The organism is Herbiconiux sp., assembly GCF_023264855.1.
Lineage (GTDB): Bacteria > Actinomycetota > Actinomycetes > Actinomycetales > Microbacteriaceae > Herbiconiux.
This window is the reverse complement of record NZ_JAHFUW010000050.1, coordinates 20463-36646: the sequence shown is the minus strand read 5'-3', so window position 1 is coordinate 36646 and position 16184 is coordinate 20463. Positions and strand designations below refer to the sequence as shown.

General features: G+C 68.0%; 14 protein-coding genes. 11 read left to right on the top strand and 3 right to left on the bottom strand.

The features are described from left to right. The first annotated feature begins 148 nt into the window (after positions 1 to 148). The 4 genes from Q0D75_RS17070 to Q0D75_RS17055 are packed head-to-tail and all read left to right on the top strand — an operon-like array spanning position 149 to position 4705. Positions 149 to 1489 (top strand): NtaA/DmoA family FMN-dependent monooxygenase, encoded by a 1341-nt coding sequence (locus tag Q0D75_RS17070; RefSeq protein ID WP_291056113.1) that lies wholly within the window; start codon positions 149 to 151, stop codon positions 1487 to 1489. Beyond that, positions 1486 to 2223 (top strand): thiaminase II, encoded by a 738-nt coding sequence (tenA, locus tag Q0D75_RS17065; RefSeq protein WP_291056110.1) that lies wholly within the window; start codon positions 1486 to 1488, stop codon positions 2221 to 2223. Before Q0D75_RS17070 ends, tenA begins: the two co-directional genes overlap by 4 nt. A gap of 35 nt (positions 2224 to 2258) precedes the next feature. Then, positions 2259 to 3305 carry an amidohydrolase family protein gene (locus Q0D75_RS17060; protein WP_291056108.1) on the top strand — a complete coding sequence of 349 codons (1047 nt, stop codon included), beginning with the start codon at positions 2259 to 2261 and terminating at the stop codon, positions 3303 to 3305. Then, complete coding sequence (locus Q0D75_RS17055) at positions 3302 to 4705, top strand: GMC family oxidoreductase N-terminal domain-containing protein (protein WP_291056106.1); 1404 nt, start codon at positions 3302 to 3304, stop codon at positions 4703 to 4705. Before Q0D75_RS17060 ends, Q0D75_RS17055 begins: the two co-directional genes overlap by 4 nt. A 13-nt stretch (positions 4706 to 4718) precedes the next feature. Here the strand turns inward: Q0D75_RS17055 and Q0D75_RS17050 are convergent, their stop codons facing one another. Next, a complete protein-coding gene (locus tag Q0D75_RS17050; RefSeq protein ID WP_291056104.1) occupies positions 4719 to 6095 on the bottom strand; it encodes an amidohydrolase family protein in 1377 nt (458 codons plus the stop codon). 232 nt (positions 6096 to 6327) lie between these two features. Between Q0D75_RS17050 and Q0D75_RS17045 the strand changes: the two genes are divergently transcribed. The 7 genes from Q0D75_RS17045 (at position 6328) to Q0D75_RS17015 (ending at position 13768) form a co-directional block, all read left to right on the top strand. Continuing rightward, entirely contained in the window at positions 6328 to 7665 is a 1338-nt protein-coding gene (locus tag Q0D75_RS17045; protein WP_291056102.1) for an amidohydrolase, read from the top strand. Between the two features lie 106 nt (positions 7666 to 7771). Next, a complete protein-coding gene (locus tag Q0D75_RS17040) occupies positions 7772 to 8818 on the top strand; it encodes an ABC transporter substrate-binding protein (protein ID WP_291056100.1) in 1047 nt (348 codons plus the stop codon). Positions 8819 to 8822: 4 nt separating this feature from the next. Next, positions 8823 to 9461: a hypothetical protein gene (locus Q0D75_RS17035; RefSeq protein ID WP_291056098.1), complete on the top strand. Its 639-nt coding sequence runs from the start codon at positions 8823 to 8825 to the stop codon at positions 9459 to 9461. Between the two features lies 1 nt (position 9462). Further along, positions 9463 to 10356, top strand: coding sequence for an ABC transporter permease (locus Q0D75_RS17030; protein WP_291056096.1), 894 nt, complete (start codon positions 9463 to 9465; stop codon positions 10354 to 10356). Between the two features lies 1 nt (position 10357). Continuing rightward, on the top strand, positions 10358 to 11161 hold the full coding sequence (locus Q0D75_RS17025; RefSeq protein ID WP_291056094.1) for an ABC transporter ATP-binding protein: 804 nt from the start codon (positions 10358 to 10360) through the stop codon (positions 11159 to 11161). Next, positions 11161 to 12237, top strand: coding sequence for an LLM class flavin-dependent oxidoreductase (locus Q0D75_RS17020; protein WP_291056093.1), 1077 nt, complete (start codon positions 11161 to 11163; stop codon positions 12235 to 12237). The genes Q0D75_RS17025 and Q0D75_RS17020 overlap by 1 nt, the downstream gene beginning before the upstream one ends. A 58-nt stretch (positions 12238 to 12295) precedes the next feature. Further along, a complete protein-coding gene (locus tag Q0D75_RS17015; RefSeq protein ID WP_291056092.1) occupies positions 12296 to 13768 on the top strand; it encodes an SDR family oxidoreductase in 1473 nt (490 codons plus the stop codon). Between the two features lie 24 nt (positions 13769 to 13792). Here Q0D75_RS17015 and Q0D75_RS17010 read toward each other — a convergent pair whose 3' ends face one another. Together Q0D75_RS17010 and Q0D75_RS17005 are read right to left on the bottom strand one after the other, a co-directional pair. Further along, positions 13793 to 15097, bottom strand: a complete 1305-nt coding sequence (locus Q0D75_RS17010) for an NtaA/DmoA family FMN-dependent monooxygenase (protein WP_291056091.1) — start codon at positions 15095 to 15097, stop codon at positions 13793 to 13795. 107 nt (positions 15098 to 15204) lie between these two features. Next, positions 15205 to 16128, bottom strand: a complete 924-nt coding sequence (locus Q0D75_RS17005) for a toll/interleukin-1 receptor domain-containing protein (RefSeq protein WP_291056089.1) — start codon at positions 16126 to 16128, stop codon at positions 15205 to 15207. Between the last annotated feature and the right edge of the window lie 56 nt (positions 16129 to 16184).

The window sequence follows — 16184 nt, the reverse complement described above, 5'->3', positions numbered from 1 at the left end:
TCCCGCCGCCGCGCTGAGGGACGCTGAGCCCGGCGCGCTTGCCCACGACGGCGGCGCGCACTCGCAACGTGATCGAAACGAAGGCGTGACGTCGTTGTAACCGGGATATTAGATCCTAGATCTTAAATAGATCTGGGAGGCGCGGACGATGTCGACTGACGACGAGCGTGGCGGCCGGATGCTCCACCTGAACCTCTTCATGAGGCTCTACGGGCATCATCCGGCAGCCTGGCAGCGGCCCGGAACGAGCCGGGAGAGCGCGTTCGATCCCGACACCTTCGCGTCGTTCGCGCAGACCTGCGAGCGGGGACTCTTCGATGCCGTCTTCTTGGCCGACTCGCATCTGGCCTCCTTCGGCGGCCTGCACAACAGCGCCGCGTCGATGTTCGAGCCGATCTCGCTGCTGTCCTACATCGCCGCCAAGACCACGAACATCGGCCTGATCGGCACGATGTCCGCCTCCTTCCACGACCCCTACAACGCCGCGCGGTCGCTCGCCTCGCTCGACCTGCTGAGCAGGGGACGGGCGGGCGTGAACCTGGTCACCTCGCAGAGCGACGCCGAGGCGCCGCTGCACGGGATGGCGGCGCTGCTCCCGCCTGCCGAGCGGTATGCCCGGGCGCAGGAGTTCGCCGAGGTGCTGCTCGCCCTCTGGCAGAGTTACCCGCGCGACGCCGTGCTGATGGACAAGACCGGCGGCGATTTCCTGGCACCGTCCGCCTTCCGCCCGATCTCCCACCACGGCGCCGCCTTCGACCTGGAGGGCCCGCTCAACATCCCGATGAGCGCCCAGGGCCGCCCGGTGATGGTGCAGGCCGGCGCCTCGCCGCAGGGCAGGGACCTCGCCGCGCGCTACGCCGAGGGCATCTACGGCATCGGCTCCACGATCGAAGACGCCCGCGACTACTACGAGGACATCAAGCGCCGCACCCGCGAGCACGGCCGCGACGAGCACGACATCGTGGTGCTGCCGGGGGTCGTCACCGTCATCGGCGACACCCAGGCCGAGGCCGCCGACAAGAAGCGGTTCCTCGACTCGCTCAAGTCCCTCGACCGTCAGCTCGCCGTGCTCGGCGGCTACATCGGCATGGACTGCTCGCGGCTCGATCCGAACGAGCGGATGCCGGAGCTGCCACCGCTCGACGACTTCCCGGGCCCGAAAGGTCGTTACGTGATGATGCAGACGCTCTCGATCGACGACGACGGGCAGAAGGTGACCGTGGGCACCATGCTCGAGCGCATCTCCGCCGGGGGCGGGCACTTCACCTGCGTGGGGACGGCGTCCTCCATCGCCGACGAGCTGGTCCGCTGGTTCGACGGACGCGCGGCCGACGGCTTCAACGTGAACGCGTCGACCCTGCCGGAAGGCATCGAGGAGTTCGTCGACCGGGTCGTTCCCGAGCTGCAGCAGCGCGGGGTGTTCCGCACCGAGTACAGCGGATCGACGCTCCGCGGCCACTTCGGCGAGCGTATGCCGGTGCCAGCATGAACGCCGCTGCCCCGATCGCCGCTGCCCCGATCGCTCCCGCCACCACCGCGCCGGCTCCGGCCACCACCGCCGAGCTCCGCGACTCGGTCGGCGGCCTCTGGAACGCGCTGATCGAGCATCCGTTCCCCGCGGGACTCGCCGACGCGAGCCTGCCGCTGGAGCGGTTCCGCTTCTACGTCACCCAGAACCTGCTCTACCTGCCCGACTACGCACGCATGCTGGCGGTAGGCGCCTCGCGCTCGCCCGACGGCGTCGTGCTGGCCGAATACACGGAGGCGCTGGTGAACATCGTGCAGGTCGAGATCCCGCAGAACGAGCGGATGCTCGCCACGGTGCTCGATCTGGCCGGCCCCGGCCCGGCCCGCGAGGGCATCCGCGCCCCCGCAACGGTCGCCTACACCTCGTGGCTGCTGTCGGTCGCGGCGAACGGCGACGCCAACGACATCGCGGCGGCGCTGCTGCCCTGTGCCTGGAGCTACGGCGAGATCGCGCGCGGTCTCGCAACGGGAGCGGTCGAGCATCCGGTCTACAGCGGCTGGATCGCGTTCTTCGCCAGCGAGGCCTACGACGCCGTGGTCACCACTCTGCGCGACTCATTCGACCGCGAGCTCGCCGCCATGCCCGAACCCGCCCGCCGGCGCGCCGCCGACATCTTCGTCACCGGCTGCCGCCTCGAGCGCCAGTTCTGGGACCAGGGCTTCACTGGGAGCACCTGGCCCGACCTCGCCTACTGACCGCACCGAGCCGCACCGAGCAAGAGAGCACCGCCATGACCCTGCACATCGACGCCCACACCCACATCCTCTCGATGGGCACGGATGCCGCCTTCACCAAGCGCTACGGCCGCGAGGGTTCGCTCACCATCTATCGTGCCGAGGGAAAACTGCCGAGCCACCGCTGCCCGGTCGACCACGAGTGGGAGGAGATCGAGGCCGCGGAGGGCAAGGACGGGTTCGGGGTGGTCGGTCCGCACGAGACGGTCGCGGCGCATCCGGGATTCGACAAGATCGTGGCACTCGCCGTCAGCCCGCAGTACCTCGAGGGCCGCCTGATGGGCACGGTCGACGTGCTGGGCCAGACCGACGTGACGGGAGAGCAGCATCCGGAGCGCTGCAACGAATACATCGCCGGCTGCGTGCGGGCCGAGCCCGACACGATCATCGGCTTCGCCTCGGTGAACCCGGCCTACCGCGGCGTGAAAGCTGCTGTCGACGAGCTCGCCCGTGCCGTGCAGGAGGACGGGCTGAAGGGGGTGAAGCTCTACCCGATGTATCAGCACTGGTCGCCGGTCGACCGCGATCTCGCCTTCCCGGTGCTGGAGGCGGCGCGCGACCTGGGCATCCCGGTGATGATCCACCAGGCGGGGTCCACCCGCATCGACGCGAAGATGGAGTACGGCCGGCCGGCGCTGCTGGACGACATCGGCCGCAACTTCCGCGACCTCAAGGTGATCATCGCGCACTGCGGCATCCCGTGGATCGAGGAGGCGATGTTCATGCTCACCAAGCATCCGAACTTCTACACCGAGATCAGCTACCACATCGCCACGATCACGCGGCGCGACCTCTTCCTCTACCTGCACCGCGCCGAGCCGTTCTTCGTGCCGCTGGAGAAGATCATGTTCGGCACCGACTTCCCGGGGTTCCTGTACGACCCGGTGGGCTTGCGCACCAAGCTGCTGACGGTGAACGAGGAGGCCGCTGCGCTCGGGCTCGACCCGATTCCGCAGCACAAGCTCGACGGCGTGATGGGCGGCAACTTCGCGGCCCTCCTCGGGCTCGACGAGCCGGCGACGGATGCGGGGGTGACCGCATGAAGATCGTCATCGCCGGTGGCGGCAACGGCGGCATCCTGGCCGCGCACCGGCTCGCCGACCTCGCCGAGGTCACCTTGATCGAGGCGGGCGTCGACCCGGGCGACCCGGTGCCGCACCGGTTCCTGCACGAGCACGCGTTCCCGGATGCCGACTGGGACTACACCGACCTCGACTCGGGCCACCACCTGGTGCGCGGCAAGGTGCTGGGCGGCGGCTCGAGCGTGAACGCCGCGGCCGGATCGCGCGGCCAGCCGAGCGGCTTCGAGGCCTGGGGCGAGGGGTGGCAGTGGAACGATCTGCTGCCGGGACTGCGCGCGATCGAGACCGACGAGCAGTTCGGCGAGCAGCCCTACCACGGTGACGCGGGCCCGATCCGTGTCACCCGCCTCTCCCAGAGTCCGCTCGACGAGGCCTTCGCCGCCGCCTCACGGCGGAACGGGCATCCGGATTGCGCCGACCACAACGCCCCCGGCACGCAGGGCGTCGGACCGTGGCCCACCAACCGCGTCGACGAGGGGCGCTGGGGTGCCCTCGCCGCCGTGATGCCGCTCGTGCGCCCCCGGGTGACGCTGCGCGATCGCACCTTCGTGCGCCGGGTGCTGATGGAAGGCTCCGCCGCCGGTACGCGGCGCGCGGTGGGCGTCGAGGTCGACGGCCCCGGTGGCGTCGAGACCATCGCGGCCGACCTCGTGATCATCGCCGGGGGCGCGTACGGCACCCCCGAGCTGCTCTGGCGTTCGGGCTTCGATCTGCCCGGCATCGGCCAGGGCCTGCAAGACCACCCCTGGCTGATGATGAACGTGCTGGCGCGCGACGAGGCCGACGTCTTCGCGCGCCCGGTGAGCGGCTCGCTGCTGCGGGCCGGTGTGGCCGACGATCCCGCCGACGAGTTCCAGGTGTTCCCGTTCTCGACCTGGCTCTACGACCGCTCGGCGCCCCGCGCCTCCTACAGCGTCTCGGTCGCGCTCATGCAGCCGGACGCCCGCGGAAGCATCACCCGCATCGCGGACGGCCCCGACGCCGACCGCGGGCGCATCCGCCTCGGACACCTCGCCACCGACAGCGATGCGGAGCGGATGGCGCTCGCCGTGCGGAAGACCGCCGACGTGATCGACGCGATGGCCGACGAGGGCATCGTGACCGTGCCGGCGGATGCCTGGTGGAAGACCGCCGACCTGATTCCGCGCCTGCGCGAGAAGGTCGAGACCTACAACCACCCGGTGGGCTCGTGCGGCATCGACCGCGTGGTCGACCGCCGCCTGAACGTGTTCGGCACCGAGGGTCTCAAGATCATCGACGCCTCGGTCTACCCGCGCATCCACGACGCCGGTCCGAACCTGGTCACGATGGCCGTCGGCTGGCTCGGCGCGGGCCTCGTGATCGACGACGAGCGCCTTTGAGCGGGAGCCCCGCTCAGTGCGGGTGACCCCACTGCGCGGCGATGGCCGGCAGGGAGCGGTGGACGTGCGCCGAGGCCTCGGCGGCGAGCGGGTTGGCCGAGACGCCGTCCTCGGAGACGAGCACGCCGCCCACGTAGACCTTCTTGAGGTTGCGCAGGGTGCTGGAGAGCACGTAGTTGCGCACCGGATGCCACAGCGGCCCGACGTCGGGCCGGCGCGGGTCGACCACCACGAAGTCGGCGAACTTGCCCACCTCCAGGCTGCCGACCCGGTCGTCGACGCCCATGATCTCCGCGCCGCCGAGCGTGTGCAGGCGCAGCACCTGCTCGGGCATCATCGACAGCGGGTCCTTGGTACGGGCCCGCTGCATCGCGATCCCCATCCGCATGTTCTGCCACGGGTCGGAGACGTCGGTGCAGGCCTGGTCGTCGAGCCCCATCCCCACCTTCATCCCCATCGCGATCATCTCGGGAACGAGGGCGACCCCGGAGGCGAGGCGGCCGTTCGAGGCGGGCTGCCACGACATCGCGGCACCCCCGGCGGCGGCCTGCTCGATGATCTCGGGCGTGGTCTGGATGAAGTGACCGAACATCATCCCCGGGCCGAGTGCTCCCGCATCGCGGTACTGCGCGAACTTCGCCTGCTGCAGCTCGATCGCCTCGGGCGATTCGAGGAAGTGCGCCTGGTTCGTCACGGCGAACCGCTTCATGGCCTCGACCTCCAGCCACGCGGCGTCTTCCCGCGGCGACCACTGCACCTGGCCCATGATCGAGGCGCCCAGGGCGAGCTCGGGTGAGAGCGCCCGGGTGTGCGCCACCTGCGCGGCGAAGCGGTCGAAGATCTCCTCGTCGCTGCCGACGGTCGCATCCATCCCGATCGAGTCGACGAAGCGGATGCCGGCATCGTGGCATCCGTCGGCCTGACGTGTGTGGTACTCGAGGTCGCGCATCCCGGCGGTGCCGGTGCGCCTGCCCTCGACCATCCGCTCCCAGGCCTGCAGCGGATCGGTGAAGTTGTACGCCGTCGTGACCCCGTTGCCGAGGAAGTCGAGCGCGCCGTGCAGCGTCGACCAGTAGATGTCGTCGGGGGAGGCGTGCGCGGTGGTGCCGAGCATCGCGTCGCACCAGCCGTACAGCGTCTCGGCCACGCCGAGGCCGCGCAGCCCGCTCGTGAACAGGTGCGAGTGCGACGAGACGAAGCCGGGGGCGACGAAGGCGCCCGCCACGTCGAGTGTCTCGTCGGCTGTGGTTGCCGACGCCGGCGGGTCGCCCGCCCCGATGGCGGCGATCCGTCCGTCCTCGACGAGCATCCACCCCCGCTCGATGTACCCGGCGTCGTCGCTGCCAGCCGGAACGGTGATGAGTCGGGCGTTGGTCACCAGCAGGGACATGCTGCTCCTATCGGGTCGGATCGTGCGTGCGCCTCACCCTAGCCAGCCCATGTTTCGGGCCTGTTCCACCGCGGGCCGCCCCTCGCGGCGGGATCCCCGGCCTCGTGTTTCGGGCGTGTTACCGCGTGTGAACAGTGATCGAATCGGCTTGAAAGGGCCTCTCGGTGACCGTAGCCTCTAAATAAGATCTTAGATCTGAAAGACGCTCACGACCGATCCGGAGGACAGCACGATGCCCCGCACCATCATCCGAAACGGCATGATCCTCACGCTGGATGACGTGGGCACGTACCTCGAGAACGGCGCCCTGGTGATCGACGGCGACCGCATCGCGTGGATCGGGCAGGATGCCGACGCTCCCGCCGCGATCGGTGAGGCACGAGACGGCGACACCGTGATCGACGCCACCGACAAGATCGTGATGCCGGGTCTGGTCGACCTGCACTTCCACACCGCGCTCGGCAAGGGCTACAACGATCACCTGCCGCTCTGGGAGTACCTCGACGAGTGCTGGTATCCGCTCATCCGCGCGCTCGACTACGACGCGGCCTACTGGGCGGCGATGGCCAGCTACACCGAGTCGATCAAGGCCGGCGTCACCACCGTCAACGACATGTACCGCAAGCTCGACGCGCTGGCCGATGCGGCCGAGGTCGTCGGCATCCGGGCGGTCTTGAGCAACGACATCGCGTTGGACGAGTTCCGCCTCGACACCCTGCAGGACAACGTCGACGCCTTCCACCGCAGCCACGGCGCCAACAACGGCCTCATCCAGGTGCGTTTCGGCATCGAGTGGCTGCCGCTGGCCTCGCCCGAGCTGCTGCGCGACACTCGCGCGCTCGCCGTCGAGCTCGGCATCGGCATCCACATCCACCTGAACGAGTCGATGTCGGAGGTCGAGAACAGTCTCGAGCGCTTCGGCAAGCGGCCCACCGAGCTCGCTTACGAAGTCGGGCTCTTGGGTCCGGATGTCGTCGCGGCACACTGCGTGCACCTGAACGACGACGAGATCCGGATGATGGCCGAGACCGGCACCCACATCTCGCACAACCCCTCCTCCAACGCCAAACTCGGCAACGGCATCGCCCGGGTGCCCGAGATGCTCGCCGCCGGCATCAACGTGGGGCTCGGCCACGACGCCGTGGAGTGCAACAACTCCGCCGACATGTTCGAGGTGATGAAGTACTCCTCGCTGGTGCACCGCGCCCAGCGGCAGGACGCCTCGCTGATGCCCGCCGCCGACGTGCTGCGGATGGCCACGAACAACGGATCCCGCGCCCTCGGCCACGACACCGGCCGGCTGGCCGTCGGGGCCAAGGCCGACGTCATCCTGGTGGAGACGAACTCGGTGGAGTTCACCCCGATGCTGCGCGAGACCCCCGTGCACATGACCAGTCACCTCGTGTTCGCCGCGAACGGCGGGATGGTCGACACCACCATCGTCGACGGGAAGATCCTGATGCGCGGCCGCGAGCTCACCACCGTCGACGAGTCCGAGATCGTGCGGAAGGCGAACGAGGCCTTCCGGCGCACGGTGTCCCGGATGGAAGTCGTCACCCGATCCGCCTGACACCCGACTCCCGACCCGCCCGGCGCGTGACGTCCGGCCCCGACCCAGTCCCACCCTTCCCACCGCACGGCCCCCTGCACCGCCCGACACGAAAGAGGACCCAGCAATGATGAAGAAGCGACACCTCGCGACCGGAGTGGCGCTGGTCGCCACCGCCGGCCTGCTCGCCGCCTGCTCCAGCGGCGCCTCCAGCACGGAATCCACCGACGGCGCCGGCGACGGCGAGCTCACCCACGTGACCTTCGCGCTGGACTGGACCCCCAACACGAACCACACCGGCCTGTACACCGCGATCGAGAAGGGCTACTTCACGGATGCCGGCCTCGACGTGGAGATCCTGCCCTACAACGGCTCGTACCCCGAGACCCTGATCGACGCGGGCGCCGCCGACTTCGGCATCGGCTTCCAAGACGTGAGCACCTTCTCGATGGCGGCCGGCGCCGACGTGCAGGCGATCATGGCGCCCCTGCAGCACTGGGCCACCGCGATCGGCGTGCGAGCGGATGCCGACGAGATCAAGAGCCCCAAAGACCTCGACGGGCTCACCTACGCCGGCTTCGGCAGCGTGGCCGAGGTGCCCACGCTCTCGACGGTGATCAAGGACGACGGCGGAACCGGCGAGTTCGAGAACGTCACCCTCGGCACCAGCGCCTACGAGGCGCTCTACTCCGGCGACGTCGACTTCGTCATCCCGTTCGTGACCTGGGAGGGCATCGAGGCCGAGCTGCAGGGCACGCCGATGAAGTACTTCAACTACACCGACTACGGATTCCCGGACGACTACGCGCTGCTGGTGCTCGGCAACAAGACCTGGATGGGCGAGAACCCCGAGGTCACGAAGGCCTTCACCCAGGCGCTCGCCAAGGGCTACGAAGACGCCATCGCCGATCCCGACGGAACCGCGCAGATCCTGATCGACGCCAACCCCGACGTGCTGACCGAGCCGGAACTGGTGACCAAGAGCCAGGAACTGCTCTCCTCGGACTACATGCTCGACGAGAACGGCGAGTTCGGCCTGATGACCGAAGAGCGCTGGGCCGCCCTGGGCGAGTTCTACCTCGATGCCGGCATCCTGGCCGACGAGAACGGCACCACGCTCACCGAGGCGCCCGACTGGTCGACGTTCTTCACCAACGAGTACCTGAGCGACTGATCCGATGACCGAACACCCAGCCCGCACGCTCTCCGCGCGCCTCACCGCGATCATCGCGGAGAGCGTCGCGGGCTGGGCGGATCTGCCCGTGCTCGCCGGCATCCGCGCCGGAACGCTGGACCCGGCGCTGTTCCGCAACTACCTCGAGCAGGACTACCTCTACCTCCGGGCCTACGCCCGGCACTACAGCCGGCTCGCCGCCACCTCCACCGACGACGAGACGCTGGAGTACTTCGTGGCCCTCGCCCACGGGGTGCTGGCCGTGGAGCTCGAGCACCACCGGCGGGCCGCCGCGCCGTTCGGCTGCGACTTCGACGACCTGCGGCCCTCGGCCGAGACGCGCGAGTACCTCGCCTTCTACGACACCTTCCACGACGACCCCGACGGGATGCTGGTGGCGATGCTGCCCTGCATCCACGGCTACGGGATCGCGTTGGACCTGCTCCGGGGCCCCGCGATCGGTCCCTATCGCGAGTGGATCGACATCTACACCGGCGGCGACTACCAAGCACTCGTACAGCGTCACCTGCGGATGGTCGACCAGGCCTCGCTGAGCGAGGAGCGCGCCGTCTCGATCACCGATCGGGCACTGGAGCTCGAACGCCGCTTCTGGAACCAAATCCCCGAGTCAGTGGAGGCCTGAGATGACCAGTCTCGAGAATCGAAAGCCGGCGCCGCCGGCCGCCGGCGCCGTGACGCCCGCGGTCCGCGCGACGCGGTCCGGCCCGCCGTCGAAGCCGGCCAAGAAGAAGCGCACTCGCCGCGGCTCGTTCTGGGGAAGTGTGCTTCCGCCGATCGTGATCGTGGCGCTGCTCGTGGTGATCTGGGAGGTCGGCGTCTCCGTCACCGGGGTGCGCCCGCAGGTGCTGCCCGCTCCCTCGCGGGTCGTCGTGGAGGGGCTGGAACGCGCCGACATCATCTGGGGTCACACGCTCTCCACCCTGCAGGTCACCCTGATCGGCTTCGCCTTCTCGCTGATCGTGGCCTGGATCATCGCCATCGCGATCGACTTCTCGGGCGTGCTGCGCCGGGGGCTGATGCCGCTGCTGGTGGCCTCGCAGACCATCCCGATCATCGCCATCGCGCCGCTGATGATCATCTGGTTCGGCTTCGGGCTGCTGCCGAAGATCCTGGTGGTCGCCCTGGTCACCTTCTTCCCGATCGTGGTGGGGCTGATCGAGGGCTTCAACAAGGCCGATCGGGAGACCTCCAACCTGCTGCGCAGCATGGGCGCCGGCCGCTGGAAGGAGTTCACCTTCGTGCGGCTCCCCTCGGCCATGCCCTCCTTCTTCACGGCGCTGCGGATCTCGATCACCTACGCGGTGGTCGGCGCGATCTTCGCCGAGTACGTCGGAGCGCAGTCCGGGCTCGGCATCTTCATGAGTACGCAGAAGAACGCGTTCCGAACCGACCTGGTGCTGGCCGCGGTGGCCGTCACGGCCGTGCTGAGCATCACCCTGTACCTGCTGACCTTCGTGATCGAGCGTCTGGTCATCCCGTGGAGCTTCAAAGAGAGGAAGGCGCGAGGTGACCGCTGAGATGAGCACCCCCAAGATCCAGCTCGTCGGGCTGCAGAAGGAGTTCGACCTCGGCGGCGGTGAGAGCCGTCACGTGGTGGACGACGTCTCATTCTCGGTGCAGCCGGGAGAATTCGTCGCCGTCATCGGCCCCTCGGGCTGTGGCAAGAGCACGATGTTCAACATCATCGCCGGCCTCGAACTGCCGGATGCCGGCGAGGTGCGGGTCGACGGACAGAACGCCGTCGGTCAGCGCGAGCACTTCGCCTACATGCCGCAGAAGGACCTGCTGTTCCCCTGGCGCACCATCGTGGAGAACGGCGCCCTCGGTCTCGAGGTGCAGGGAATGCCCAAAAAGAAGGCGCTCGAGCGCTCGAAGCAGTTCTTCCACACCTTCGGTCTGGCGGGCTATGAGAACTCCCACCCCTACGAGCTCTCAGGCGGCATGCGGCAGCGCGCCGCCCTTCTCCGCACGGTCGTGCAGGGCCGCGAGATCCTGCTGCTCGACGAGCCGTTCGGTGCGCTCGACTCGCTCACCAGGATCGAGATGCAGAACTGGCTGCAGGGCGTCTGGAGCGAGTACTCCTGGACGGCGGTCATGATCACGCACGACATCCGCGAGGCCGTGTACCTCAGTGACCGGGTGATCGTACTCACTGCCCGCCCCGCATCCGTGCGCCTCGAGCTCGAGATCGAGCTGCCCCGCCCGCGCGAGCTGTCGCTCGTCACCTCGCCCGAGTTCGTCGCCTACGAGGAGCAGCTCATCGAGGTGCTCCACGAGGAATCCCGAAAAGCTTTCGCCCAGCAGAACGGAGCACACTCCTGATGAAAGACATCGAGTACGGCATCTTCATGCCGGTGGGCAGCGGCGGCTGGATCCCCTCCGGCAACATCCCCGAGCTCGACGGCAGCTACGCCTACAACCTCGAGGTGGCGCGCGACTCGGAGCGCTTCGGCTTCGATTTCACCCTCTCGCAGGCGGTCTGGCGCGGGTATGGGGGAGTGTCCAAGCACTTCGACGTGAACCTCGAGTCGATCGTCACGAGTGCGGGCCTGGCCCAGGCCACCACCGACATCGGCGTGTGGTCGACGGTGAACACGGCCCTGCTGCATCCGGCCGTCGCCGCCAAGATGGTGGCCACGCAGTCGCAGATCTCGAACGGACGCACCGGCCTCAACATCGTCGCCGGCGGCAACCGGATGTCGGAGAAGCAGATGGGCCTCGGTCTCGACCTCGACAACGCGGCCAAGTACCGCCGGGCGGGGGAGTGGGTCGAGATCGTGAAGGCGCTCTGGACCTCGGCGTCGGTGGACTACGAGGGCGAGTTCTTCACCCTCGAAGACTGCCAGAGCGACCCGAAGCCGGTCGGCGGCATCCCGCAGATGATCTGCGCGGCCACCTCCGACACCGGGCTCGCCTTCGTGGCGAAGAACCTCGACGGCGTGCTGTTCGAGGGCACCTCGCGCGACTCGGTGATCTCGATCGGGCAGCGCGCGCGATCCATTTCGCAGGCCAACGGCGACAAGCTCAAGACCTACTGCGTGTTCATGATCATCCCGGGCGACACGGATGCCGACGCCCAGCGCCGCATCGACCACTACAACGAGGGACGTGACCTGGTGGCCATCACGAACATGGCGAAGGAGTGGGGCGCCGTGTCGCACGACCCCACCGCCTACAACCCCGACAACGAGAACTGGGCGTCGTCGACGGCGATCTCCACGGGCACGGTGGCGGGGTCGACCGACTCGATCGCGGAGCAGCTGGCCGACATGATCGAGCACGCCGACGTCGACGGAGCGGTGTTCATCATGCCCGACTTCAAAGACGACCTCGCTGCGCTCGGCGAGGAGATCATGCCCGCCCTCGTGCGTGGCGGGTTCGGCCGCATCGCCGCCTGAGGCGTTCGGGAGCACCCGCCTCGCCGCACCCGCCTCGTCGCTCGACGTAGAATCTGCTGTGCCCACCGACAGTCCCGACCCGCAGCGCTCCGCCATCGATCCCGACGAGCTGGCCGTGGCGTTGAAGGTCATCGGGCAGATCGTGCAGCTCGACGAGCAGCATCCGGATTTCGTGGCGGTGCGCCGCGCCACGGCGAAGATGTTCAAGGCCGTCAAGGTGCAGCGGCGGCGCGAGCTGCGTGCTGAGATCGCGGATGCCGACAAGCGCGTCATCGCGGCCACGGCGACGGGCGCACCCGACCGCATCGACGACGAGACGCGCGGCATCCCGATCGGCGGGGCGACCACGGCGGGCGCCGCCGGCACCCTGCTCAAGGCCCGCAACTGCTACATCTGCAAGCAGCCGTACACCCTGGTGGACGGGTTCTACCACCAGCTCTGCCCCGCCTGCGCGGCCATGAGCCACGCCAAGCGCGACGCACGCACCGATCTCACCGGCAAGAGGGCCTTGCTCACCGGGGGCCGGGCGAAGATCGGCATGTACATCGCGCTGCGGCTGTTGCGCGACGGCGCCCACACCACCATTACGACGCGCTTCCCGCGGGATGCCGTGCGGCGCTTCAGCAGCCTGCCCGACTCGGCCGAGTGGATCCACCGGCTGAAGATCGTGGGAATCGATCTGCGCGATCCGGCTCAGGTGATCGGCCTCGCCGACGAGGTGGCCGCGGCCGGCCCGCTCGACATCCTGATCAACAACGCCACGCAGACCGTGCGGCGCTCTCCGGGCGCGTACCAGCCGCTGGTGGATGCCGAGCTCGCTCCGCTGCCCGACGGGCCGCTGCCCGAGCTGGTCACCTTCGGGCACACGAACGACCAGCATCCGCTGTCGCTGGCGCAGTCGGTGAGTGCGCATCCGATTCTCGCGGCGGCCGCGGCCAAGGCCGACGAACTGACCGCGCAGTCGTTGGCGCCGGGGTCGAGCTCGCTCGAGCGGCACGCCGCCGGCACCGCGATCGACGCGGGAGGGCTCGTGCCCGACCTGCACGACGTCAACTCCTGGACGCAGCACGTGGACGAGGTCGATCCGCTGGAGATGCTCGAGGTGCAGCTCGCGAACACGACGGCGCCGTTCATCCTGATCTCGCGGTTGCGGCCCTCGATGGCGGCGAGCTCGTCGCCTCGCCGCTACGTGGTGAACGTGAGTGCGATGGAGGGCGTGTTCGGCCGCGGGTACAAGGGTCCGGGGCATCCGCACACGAACATGGCGAAGGCCGCGGTGAACATGCTCACCCGCACGAGTTCGCGCGAGATGTTCGAGACCGACCAGATCCTGATGACCAGCGTCGACACCGGCTGGATCACCGACGAGCGCCCGCACCCCACCAAGGTGCGCCTCGCCGAGGAGGGCTTCCACGCCCCGCTCGACCTGGTCGACGGCGCCGCCCGCGTCTACGACCCCATCGTGCGCGGTGAGGCCGGCGAAGACCTCTTCGGCGTCTTCCTCAAGGACTACGCTCCCAGCTCCTGGTGAACCCCTATCCCTACAGCGAGGGGGTCAGAAGGCGAGCAGGTTCTCGCGGAGGGTGCGGCCCGTGTAGGCGGTTCGGACTGCGCCGCGGCGCTGGAGTGCGGGCACGAGCGCATCCGTGATGCTCACCGCGAAGGCGCGGCTGGGCTGGAAGCCGGGGGCCTCGATCAGAAAGCCGTCGCCGCCGACCTCGGCCATCACCTCCACCATCTCGTCGGCGACGGTCTCGGCCGAGCCGATGAGGTCGACGCTGTCGCTGGAGAAGCCCATCTCCACGATGCACTGGCGCAGGGTCTTGCCGCTGCCCCACTGGGCGAGGCGCTCGAGGATGCCTTGGCTGCCCTCGGTGTGGATCGGCGGTAGCGGCTGGTCGAGGTCGTAGACCGAGAGATCGTGGCCGGTCCACCCCGACATCCGCGCCAGGATGTCCAGCTGCGACCGATCGGTGGCCAAGATGGCGTCGTAGAGGTCGCGCGCCTCGGCATCCGTGCGCGCCACGATCGGTGTCACGAGGTACATGATCTTGCAGCTGTCGGGATGCCGGCCGTGCTCCACCAGCCGGCGCCGGATGTCGTCGCGGAACGCCTTCATGGCCTCGGGTCCGCGCTCGGTGGCCACGATGCACTCGGCATGCTTGGCCGCGAAGTCGCGCCCCTTGGACGAGGAGCCGGCCTGGATGAGCACGGGCTGCCCCTGCGGCGAACGCACGGTGTTGAGCGGCCCGCGGGAGGAGAAGTGCCTGCCCCGGTAGTTGATCTCGTGCACCTTCGTCGGGTCGGCGTAGACGCCGGTCTCGTGATCGCGCACGACCGCATCCGGAGCCCAGGAATCCCAGAGCTGTTTCGCGATGGTGACGGTCTCGTCGGCGATCTCGTAGCGCTCGTCGTGCCCCGGGTAGTGGTCGACGCCGAAGTTCTCGGCGATGCCGGCCCCCGCGGTGGTGACGAGGTTCCAGCCGAACCGCCCGTTCGTGAGCGAGTCGATCGTCGAGGCCAGGCGGGCCACCGAGTAGGGCCTGTTCCAGGTGGTGGACATCGTGGCGGCCACGCCGATGTGCCGGGTGTGCGATCCGATCACGGCCGTCAGCGGCACCGGATCGTGCTTGGGCGCCACGAATGCGTGCTCGAGGTAGACGTCGCGGGATCCGCCGAAGCTGTCGGGCACGGCGATGGCATCTTCGAACAGCAGGAAGTCGAAGCAGGCCCGCTCGAGGTTCTTGGCGAGCTCGACGTAGAAGTCGCCGGTCCAGAAGTCGCCCCCGCCCGAGGCCATCGGCCCGTTCCACTCGTCGGGCGCGAAGGCGGTGAAGAATCCGAGGTGAAACGGGCTCACGAGCACTCCCTTGAGATACCTGATCTGATATCTCAAACGTAACTACTTTACCGTGCCCCCAAATTTCCTTGCGGTTACAGTCTGTAAACAGTTCCGGCGCTAGAGAATCAACTCGGCTCTGTCTGGGTGGGCTGTTCGGGCGGCCACGTTTGATGATGACTTTGGTAGTACGGGGCCAATGCGCGACGGACAAGTCCTGCACGCCCGACTTGATCATTGGTGTGGTAGATCTCGGCCAGCTCGGTCCACTGTGCCTGAGTGAGGGTGTCGATCGTTGCTATCCGTTTCGCTGTCGCCCCGGCATCCATGTAGTTATCCGCAGCACGGAGTGCGGCGAGAAGGCCCACCACGATTTGATCTGAGAACTCCGGTATACGACTTACCCACGCGAGGATGAGTGCCGCGACCTCTCGGTCATTCATCTCGGCGGCCTGCGGCCACTGAGTCCGTCCGACGAACCCGGCTGGGTCGGACGGATATCGGATCGCATTTCGCGGCACCCCGCGGCCCAGAGCCCATCCGACTTGCTGCTGGCACCAGGCGCTTGGCAAGAACTCCGGGTGGATGATCGCGACGAAGGCCTGCATGGTCCGCAGCCCGTGTTCGATCTGATCCTGCCAGGGCTCCTCGTACTCCATCGTGTCGTGAGCAACGAATGCATGGATGCCGGAAACGGCGAGTTCGTCTGCGACGTGGCCGATGAATTGTTTGTGTGCGGCCGAGTGCGATAGGAAAACTCGGACGTAGCCGGATTTCCAGAGTGACGAGTTGGTGGTGTCGATGTATGCGTCTACATCGTCCACGTCCGTATCGGTCACGATGGAGTACATCTCGATGAGGTCGGAGTCCGAAATCTCTCGAATGCTGTCGGCGAAAGTGAATTCGCCATTGTTGTCATACGGGTCGAGCCTCTGAAAACCACACTCACCCAGGAGCAGGTTTGTTCGGTCGAAAGTCCAGGAGTGATCGGCGGTCACGATCTCGATCATCTGGCTTTTCAGACGGAATCGTTCACGGCGGCTGAGAGGCATAAACTGATCATATGTCAGTCTAGCAGCGAAAACTGTACCAGATATGCTTCACGTGT

Excerpts from the sequence above, each read along its gene's own strand:
- Q0D75_RS17070 (WP_291056113.1), top strand. The coding sequence starts at position 149 with ATGTCGACTGACGACGAGCGTGGCGGCCGGATGCTCCACCTGAACCTC.
- tenA (WP_291056110.1), top strand. The coding sequence starts at position 1,486 with ATGAACGCCGCTGCCCCGATCGCCGCTGCCCCGATCGCTCCCGCCACC.
- Q0D75_RS17060 (WP_291056108.1), top strand. The coding sequence starts at position 2,259 with ATGACCCTGCACATCGACGCCCACACCCACATCCTCTCGATGGGCACG.
- Q0D75_RS17055 (WP_291056106.1), top strand. The coding sequence starts at position 3,302 with ATGAAGATCGTCATCGCCGGTGGCGGCAACGGCGGCATCCTGGCCGCG.
- Q0D75_RS17050 (WP_291056104.1), bottom strand. The coding sequence starts at position 6,095 with ATGTCCCTGCTGGTGACCAACGCCCGACTCATCACCGTTCCGGCTGGC.
- Q0D75_RS17045 (WP_291056102.1), top strand. The coding sequence starts at position 6,328 with ATGCCCCGCACCATCATCCGAAACGGCATGATCCTCACGCTGGATGAC.
- Q0D75_RS17040 (WP_291056100.1), top strand. The coding sequence starts at position 7,772 with ATGATGAAGAAGCGACACCTCGCGACCGGAGTGGCGCTGGTCGCCACC.
- Q0D75_RS17035 (WP_291056098.1), top strand. The coding sequence starts at position 8,823 with ATGACCGAACACCCAGCCCGCACGCTCTCCGCGCGCCTCACCGCGATC.
- Q0D75_RS17030 (WP_291056096.1), top strand. The coding sequence starts at position 9,463 with ATGACCAGTCTCGAGAATCGAAAGCCGGCGCCGCCGGCCGCCGGCGCC.
- Q0D75_RS17025 (WP_291056094.1), top strand. The coding sequence starts at position 10,358 with ATGAGCACCCCCAAGATCCAGCTCGTCGGGCTGCAGAAGGAGTTCGAC.
- Q0D75_RS17020 (WP_291056093.1), top strand. The coding sequence starts at position 11,161 with ATGAAAGACATCGAGTACGGCATCTTCATGCCGGTGGGCAGCGGCGGC.
- Q0D75_RS17005 (WP_291056089.1), bottom strand. The coding sequence starts at position 16,128 with ATGCCTCTCAGCCGCCGTGAACGATTCCGTCTGAAAAGCCAGATGATC.